The organism is Streptosporangium sp. NPDC006013 (assembly GCF_040614275.1).
Lineage (GTDB): Bacteria > Actinomycetota > Actinomycetes > Streptosporangiales > Streptosporangiaceae > Streptosporangium.
Genome location: NZ_JBEXUE010000532.1, coordinates 1 through 6,486, shown reverse-complemented (window position 1 = coordinate 6,486; position 6,486 = coordinate 1). Strand labels below are relative to the sequence as shown.

The following is a 6,486-nucleotide window of genomic DNA, read 5'->3' as shown; positions in this document are numbered from 1 at the left end:
GAAGGATGCGAGCCTTTCACACCTCCGCGGCGTTGATCGGGCTGCACGACAGCGTGCGTGGCGGACGCGCTCTGGGAATCGGCCGCGGCCAGGACCCATGTGCCAGCAGAGCGCCCCGGCGCTCTGGCCACTCAGCACCACGCCGGCCCGCCACGCCTCCTCGAAGATCTCGTCCAGGCCGTGCAGCCGCCACAGGGCCGCCAGGTTGGCCACGCTGCCGCCGCTGACGTAGATGACGTCCTGGCTGAGCACCCACTCGCGCGGATCCTCGACGTTGGGCATCGGGAACACGGTCAGGTGGCTGACCTCGACGTCCCACTCGCGGAAGGCGCCGTACATCTTCAGCAGCCAGTCGGCGTCGTCGCCGGTGGCGGTGGCGAGCAGGCCCAGCTTCGGCCGGTCCTGGCCGGTCAGGTCGAGGGCGTACCGCAGCAGCGCGCTCGCCTCTATGAACCCGTAGCGCTCGGACGGGCGGAACGAACCGCCTCCGATGGCAAGGATGTGAGACTGCCCAGAACTACGCATACATGACCTCTTCGACGGCTTCGGCGGAAACAGGGACCCTAGAGTACGGCGGCCAGCGCCTCACTGAGGCGCGTATGCCGGAACGCGTAACCAGACTCCAGAAGGCGCCGGGGCAGCACCCGCTGCCCGGTCAGCACCCCCTCCTCCGCGAACCCCCCGATGGCCGTGCGCAGCGCGAATCCGGGTACGGCGAGCGGCATGGTGGGCCGGTGCAGGGCCTTCCCGAGCGTCCTGGTGAACTCCGCGTTGGTGACCGGCTGCGGCGCGGTGAGGTTGACCGGGCCCGAGATCTCCGGGTTGCCCAGGATGTGCAGTACGGCGTGCACCCAGTCGTCGATCGATATCCAGGACCAGTACTGCTCTCCCGATCCCAGGGGCGCTCCCAGCCCCAGCTTGAAGATCGGCAGGATCTTCGCCAGCATGCCGCCCGCGTCGCTCAGCACCAGGCCGGTACGGAGCCGGGCCACCCGGATGCCCGCCTCCTCGGCGGGTACCGTCTCGGCCTCCCAGGGCACCACCACCTCCCGCGAGAGGAATCCCTCGCCCGGTGGGGCCGTCTCGTCCACCTCGCGGTCCCCGGTGTCCCCGTAGTAGCCGACCGCGGACGCCGACAGCAGCGTCGGGGGCCTGTCCGGCAGCTCCGTCAGCGCTTTCACCAGCGTCCTGGTCCCCTCGACCCGGCTGCGGACCAGTTCGCGCTTGACGTCGTCGCTCCAGCGCCGGTCGCCGATCCCCGCTCCGGCGAGATGGACCACGGCCCGCGCGCCCTGCAGGGCCGCCGGGTCGATGAGCCCTTTGCCCGGGTTCCAGAACGCCTCGTCGACGCCCTGCGGCGCCCGCCGTACCAACCTGACCACCCGGGTGTCGTCGGCCCGCAGAGCCTTGACCAGAGCCGATCCAAGCAGGCCAGAGGACCCGGTCACGATGATCGCCATGTTGTCCAATCTAGTCGACCTCCCCTGTGATCTTCGGGAGGCCGGGGTCACCGGATGCGTCGGGATGTGCCGTCCGGCGTGCCGGAGAGCCGCTGAGGGCAGGACGCGCGGAGAGGAGCAGGTGGGTCCGACGGCGTGATCACCTGATCGCCGGCCTGGATCCGCAGGTCCCGGAGGCCACGAGCGAGGCGAGGACGTTCTGCGGCGGAGACGGGGAAGCCACGACGCGGCGGAACGGTGACCCGATGGTGAAGGCCGGGGCGTGGCCGAGGCAGGGCCGGTCGGCCAGAACGGCTTCAGCCGGCGACGACCTTTGCACAGGCGGCGAGGAGGTGACGCAGTGGCGCCGCGGGCGGGCCCTGCGGAACGGCGAGGAAGGTGGTGACCCGCGGCTCGACGAGTTCACGGAAGGCGATGCTGCGGACCGAGGGCAGTTCGGCGACCGGGTAGAAGGGGGTCCAGGACGGGGCGCCGACGGCGATGCCGGCGAGGGTGTCCTGCAGGGTGGTGAACACCGGGCCCAGCGGCGGCTCGATGCCGGCGACCTGGCACGCGGTGCTGATCAGGTGGTGAAAGGGCGGGTTGTTCTCGCGCGGCGCGAGACGCAGCGGCAGCTCACCGAGTTGTTCCAGCCGCAGCGCGGGGTGAGCGGCGAGGGGATGCTCGGCCGGTAGCGCCACGACCAGGGGATCGGTCCAGACAGGGATCATCTCCAGCTCCGGCGCCGAATCCAGGATGCGGACGAGGGCGGCGTGCAACTCGCCGGAACGTACCCCGGTGAGCCGGCCGCTCAGAGCCGTCTTCGTGAGCTGGACGCCTAGTCGTGGCGCGAGGCCGGTCAGCTCGTCCAGGACGCGGTAGAGGCGCCCGCCGGGCGCCGGGCCGGTGCCCAGGCGCAGGACGGAGTCCAGATCGAGGGCGAGCTCGGCGGCCACCTGGCGGGTCCGTTCGGCCGCGGCGAGCACCGCGCGCGCCTCGGGCAGCAGCCGCTCGCCCGCCTCGGTGAGGCGGACGTGGCGGGTGGAGCGGTCGAACAGTCCCACGCCGAGTTCGCGTTCCAGCCGGCGGATCTGCTGGCTCACCGCCGGCTGCACGATGTGCAGGCGCGCCGCGGCCCGCCCGAAACCTCCATCCTCCGCGACCGCGACGAAGTAGGCCAGCTGCCGGATCTCCACACACCCCCCATTCATCACGATCGGTGATGACTGTAGGGGAGAACATCGTCTGGTCCGGCTCCTCTTCCCGCGATCGACTTGGCTCCATGAAAATCGCGAGGATCTCATCCACTGCGGTGGCGGACCTGGCCCGGCGTGTCCGCGGCCCGGTGCTGCTGCCCGGACAGGATGGTTACGACCGGGAACGGGCGGGCTTCAACCAGGCCGTCGACCACCATCCCGCCCTCGTCGTCGGCGCGGCCGAGGCCGCGGACGTGCAGGCGGCGGTGGGCTTCGCCGTCGAGCACGGCCTGCCGCTGGCCGTACAGGCGACCGGGCACGGGGCCTCGATTCCCGCCGACGGCGCCCTGCTGATCAGCACGCGGCGGATGGACGGCGTGCGGATCGACCCGCGCCGCCGCAGCGCGCGGATCGAGGCGGGAGTCCGCTGGCAGCAGGTCATCGAGCGGGCGGCCGAGGTCGGCCTGGCTCCGCTGAACGGCTCCTCGCCGCTGGTGGGGGCGGTCTCCTACACCCTCGGCGGCGGCCTGCCGGTACTCGGCCGCACGCACGGATGGGCCGCCGACCACGTGCGCGGCATCGAGGTCGTCACCGCGGACGGCCGGCTGCGTACGGCCACGCCCGACCGGTACGGCGATCTGTTCTGGGCGCTGCGCGGCGGCAAGGGAAACTTCGGGGTGGTCACCTCCCTGGAGATCGGCCTGGTCGCGGTCTCCCGGCTGTACGGCGGCGGCCTGTACTTCCCCGGGGAGGCGGCGGGCGGAGTCCTCCACGCCTGGCGCAGGTGGACCGCGAGCGTACCGGAGGAGTTGACCTCCTCGGTGGCGCTGCTACGACTACCCGACCTACCTGATCTTCCCGCGCCGCTGCGCGGCCGGTTCGTGGTGCACGTGCGGATCGCCTACCTCGGTTCCGCCGCCCGTGGTGAGGAACTTCTGCGGCCGCTGCGCGAGATCGGCGGCCGCATCGCCGACACCGTCGGCGACATGCCCTACCGGGCCGTCGCCGCCATCCACGCCGACCCGACCGAGCCCACGCCCTACCACGAGCGCTCGATGATGCTGCGCGAACTCCCCGGACCGGCCGTCGACACCCTGCTGGAACTGGCCGGACCGGGCGCCGACTGCCCGATCGACATGGTGGAGTTACGTCACCTCGGCGGGGCACTCGCCCGCACGCCGGAGGTGCCGAACGCGACCGGCAACCGCGCGGCCGCCTACAGCCTCTCGGCCGTCTCCCCCGCCGGACCGCAACAGACCGACGAGGTGACCGGCTATCCCGAGCTGCTGCTCCAGCGGATGACGCCCTGGAGCACCGGCCGCAGCTTCCTCAACTTCCTCGGCGGACCCGACACCGCCGGTCAGGTACGCGACGCCTACGCCCCGGAGGACTGGGCCCGGCTGACCGGGATCAAGGCCGTCTACGACCCGGACAACCTCTTCCGGATCAACCACAACATCCCACCCACCTCCCTCTGAAGGGACCGACTGTGAACATGCGAACTTCGGCATCGCCGACCTCCACCGCCGCACGCCGCGCAGAGATCGGGGCCCGCTCGGCCGGAGTGCGGCTGGGCGCGCTGTTCGGCCCCGCGGTGTTCGGCGTCACCGCGGCCGGTGTGGCGCTGCCCAACGTCGCCGCCGCGCTGGGCTCCAGCCCGGCCGCCGTGGTCTGGGTCCTCACCGCGCACGCGCTCGCCCTCGGCGTGGGCACGGCCCTGTTCGGGCGCCTGGCGGACACCCGGGGCGTGCGTGCCACGCTCTTGGCGGGGGCCCTGGTGCTCGGCGCTGGCGCCTTGATCTGCGTCATGGCGCCCAACCTCGGCGTCCTCGTCGCCGGCCGGTTCATCCTGGCCGCCGGGTCGGGAGCCATGTCCGCCGGCGCGCTCAGTCTCGTCGCCTCCACCCGGCCCGACCACCGGTCCACGGTCCTGGCGAGCTTCGGCGGCGCGATGGCGATCTTTTCGGCCGCGGCCACCCTCATGGGCGGCGTGGTGACCGAGGCGCTGACTTGGCGAGCCACGCTGGTGCTTCCGGCGTTGTCGCTGCTCGTCGTCCCCTTCTGCCTGCGCCTGGCCGTGCGTCCGGGGTCCGGCAGGCCCATCGATCTGCCGGGCGCCGGCCTGCTCACCGTCGCGGCGGCGGCGTTCCTCGTGCTCGTCCAGGCCTCGGCTCTCAACCTGACCGCGACGGCCACGGCGGCGGTGGCGACGCTGTCCGTACTCGCCGCGGCGGGCCTGGTCCGGCGGGTCCGACGTGTTCCGGAAGGGTTCGTACCGCGCGGGCTGATCGCGGATCGAACGTTCCTCGTCGCCGCGGCCGTCGGCGCGGGGGTGTACGGCGGGTTGTTCGCCGCGATGTACGTCGCCCCTCAGGTGCTCGTGCGGGAGCACGGCTGGAGCATACCGGCCGTCGGGACCTGGCTCCTGCCGGGCGCGCTCGCAGGGGCCGCGCTCTCGCGAGTAGCCGGTCGGCTCGCCTCCGGCGACGGCGGGAAGCGGCTGGCCGCCGTCGCGGCCGCGTCCTTCGCCATCCTGCTGTGCCTGGCCGGGATCATCGGCGACGGGCCGGTGCTCCTGGTGGTCGGCGCCTCCCTGGGGTTTGCCGCGTTCTCCGTCACCCAGGTGGTGGTCACCGGGCTGATGTCGGTCCACATTCCTCCGGAGCGGCGCGGCGGGGTCATGGGACTGCTCAACCTAGCCTTCTTCCTCGGCGGAGGAGTCGGCTCGGCCGCCGCCGGAGCCCTGTCCCAGGTGATGGAGCCGGCTGGGGCGCTCTCGCTCGTCGCTGTACTGCCGCTCGTCGCCGCCGTCCTGGCCATGAGACTCTCTCCCGCTGCTCGGTAGCGGCGGCTGGAAACGGCCGTCAACAGCCTGTCCGCCGCCGGCCGGACGCCGGATCTCCGGCGTATCCCGCTCATACCCGAAAGACACCCGTGAAGATGACGAGAACGGACCGGGCCGGTCCGCGGAGAGCGGACCGGCCCGGGGAGGCGGAACGGTGACTAGGCGTTGAGGCCCAGCTGGTTCTCGAAACGGCCCTCCTCCAGGCGACGCTTGATCGTCGTCAGGAAGCGGGCGGCGTCGGCGCCGTCGACCAGGCGGTGGTCGTAGCTGAGCGCGAGGTAGACCATCGAGCGGACGGCGATGACCTCGCCCTCGGCGGTGTCCAGGACGACCGGGCGCTTGACGACCGCGCCGGTGCCCAGCATGCCGACCTGCGGCTGGTTGAGTATCGGCGTGTCGAACAGCGCGCCCCGGCTGCCGGTGTTGGTCAGCGTGAACGTGCCGCCGCCGAGCTCGTCCGGGCTCACCTTGTTGGTGCGGGTGCGCTCGGCCAGATCGGCGATCTTACGGGCCAGCCCGGCGATGTTGAGGTCGCCCGCGTCCTTGATCACCGGGACGATCAGGCCGCGCTCGGTGTCCGTCGCGAAGGCCAGGTGCTCGGCGTCGAAGTAGGTGACCTCGTTGGTCTCGCTGTTGATCGTGGCGTTCAGCTTCGGGTGCTGCTTGAGCGCCTCGATCGTGGCGAGGGCGAAGAACGGCATGAACGAGAGCTTGACGCCCTCACGCCGCTGGAACTCGGCCTTCGCGCGGTCGCGCAGCTGCGCGATCTTGGTGACGTCGACCTCGACCACGGTGGTGAGCTGGGCCGAGACCTGCAGCGACTCGACCATGCGCTTGGCGATGGTCTGGCGCAGCCGCGACATCTTCTCGGTGCGCCCGCGCAGCGTGGTGTCCACCGCGACCGGCTCGGGCGCCGAGGAGGCCATCGTGGGGCTGTAGGTCACCGTCGCCTCCAGCACCCCCGTTCCCGCCTTGATGTCGCGCATCGCGTTGGCCGACCCGGCGC

General features: G+C 71.9%; 6 protein-coding genes. 2 read left to right on the top strand and 4 right to left on the bottom strand.

Going from position 1 to position 6,486, the window contains the following annotated elements; genetic code table 11:
* From ABZ260_RS44025 to ABZ260_RS44015, 3 genes are all read right to left on the bottom strand, one after another.
* On the bottom strand, window positions 1–525 hold a 525-nt coding region (locus ABZ260_RS44025), incomplete at its 3' end, for a Type 1 glutamine amidotransferase-like domain-containing protein (RefSeq protein WP_355629906.1).
* 38 nt (window positions 526–563) lie between these two features.
* On the bottom strand, window positions 564–1,460 hold the full coding sequence (locus ABZ260_RS44020) for a TIGR01777 family oxidoreductase (protein ID WP_355629903.1): 897 nt from the start codon (window positions 1,458–1,460) through the stop codon (window positions 564–566).
* A 296-nt stretch (window positions 1,461–1,756) separates the two neighbouring features.
* Window positions 1,757–2,635 carry a LysR family transcriptional regulator gene (locus ABZ260_RS44015; protein WP_355629900.1) on the bottom strand — a complete coding sequence of 293 codons (879 nt, stop codon included), beginning with the start codon at window positions 2,633–2,635 and terminating at the stop codon, window positions 1,757–1,759.
* A gap of 86 nt (window positions 2,636–2,721) precedes the next feature.
* Here ABZ260_RS44015 and ABZ260_RS44010 point away from each other — a divergent pair, with 86 nt between their 5' ends.
* Window positions 2,722–4,113: an FAD-binding oxidoreductase gene (locus ABZ260_RS44010; protein WP_355629897.1), complete on the top strand. Its 1,392-nt coding sequence runs from the start codon at window positions 2,722–2,724 to the stop codon at window positions 4,111–4,113.
* 17 nt (window positions 4,114–4,130) lie between these two features.
* Entirely contained in the window at window positions 4,131–5,480 is a 1,350-nt protein-coding gene (locus ABZ260_RS44005) for an MFS transporter (protein ID WP_355629894.1), read from the top strand.
* Window positions 5,481–5,638: 158 nt separating this feature from the next.
* Here the strand turns inward: ABZ260_RS44005 and ABZ260_RS44000 are convergent.
* On the bottom strand, window positions 5,639–6,486 hold an 848-nt coding region (locus tag ABZ260_RS44000), incomplete at its 5' end, for a 2-oxo acid dehydrogenase subunit E2 (protein ID WP_355629892.1).

Excerpts from the sequence above, each read along its gene's own strand:
- ABZ260_RS44020 (WP_355629903.1), bottom strand. The coding sequence starts at position 1,460 with ATGGCGATCATCGTGACCGGGTCCTCTGGCCTGCTTGGATCGGCTCTG.
- ABZ260_RS44010 (WP_355629897.1), top strand. The coding sequence starts at position 2,722 with ATGAAAATCGCGAGGATCTCATCCACTGCGGTGGCGGACCTGGCCCGG.
- ABZ260_RS44005 (WP_355629894.1), top strand. The coding sequence starts at position 4,131 with ATGCGAACTTCGGCATCGCCGACCTCCACCGCCGCACGCCGCGCAGAG.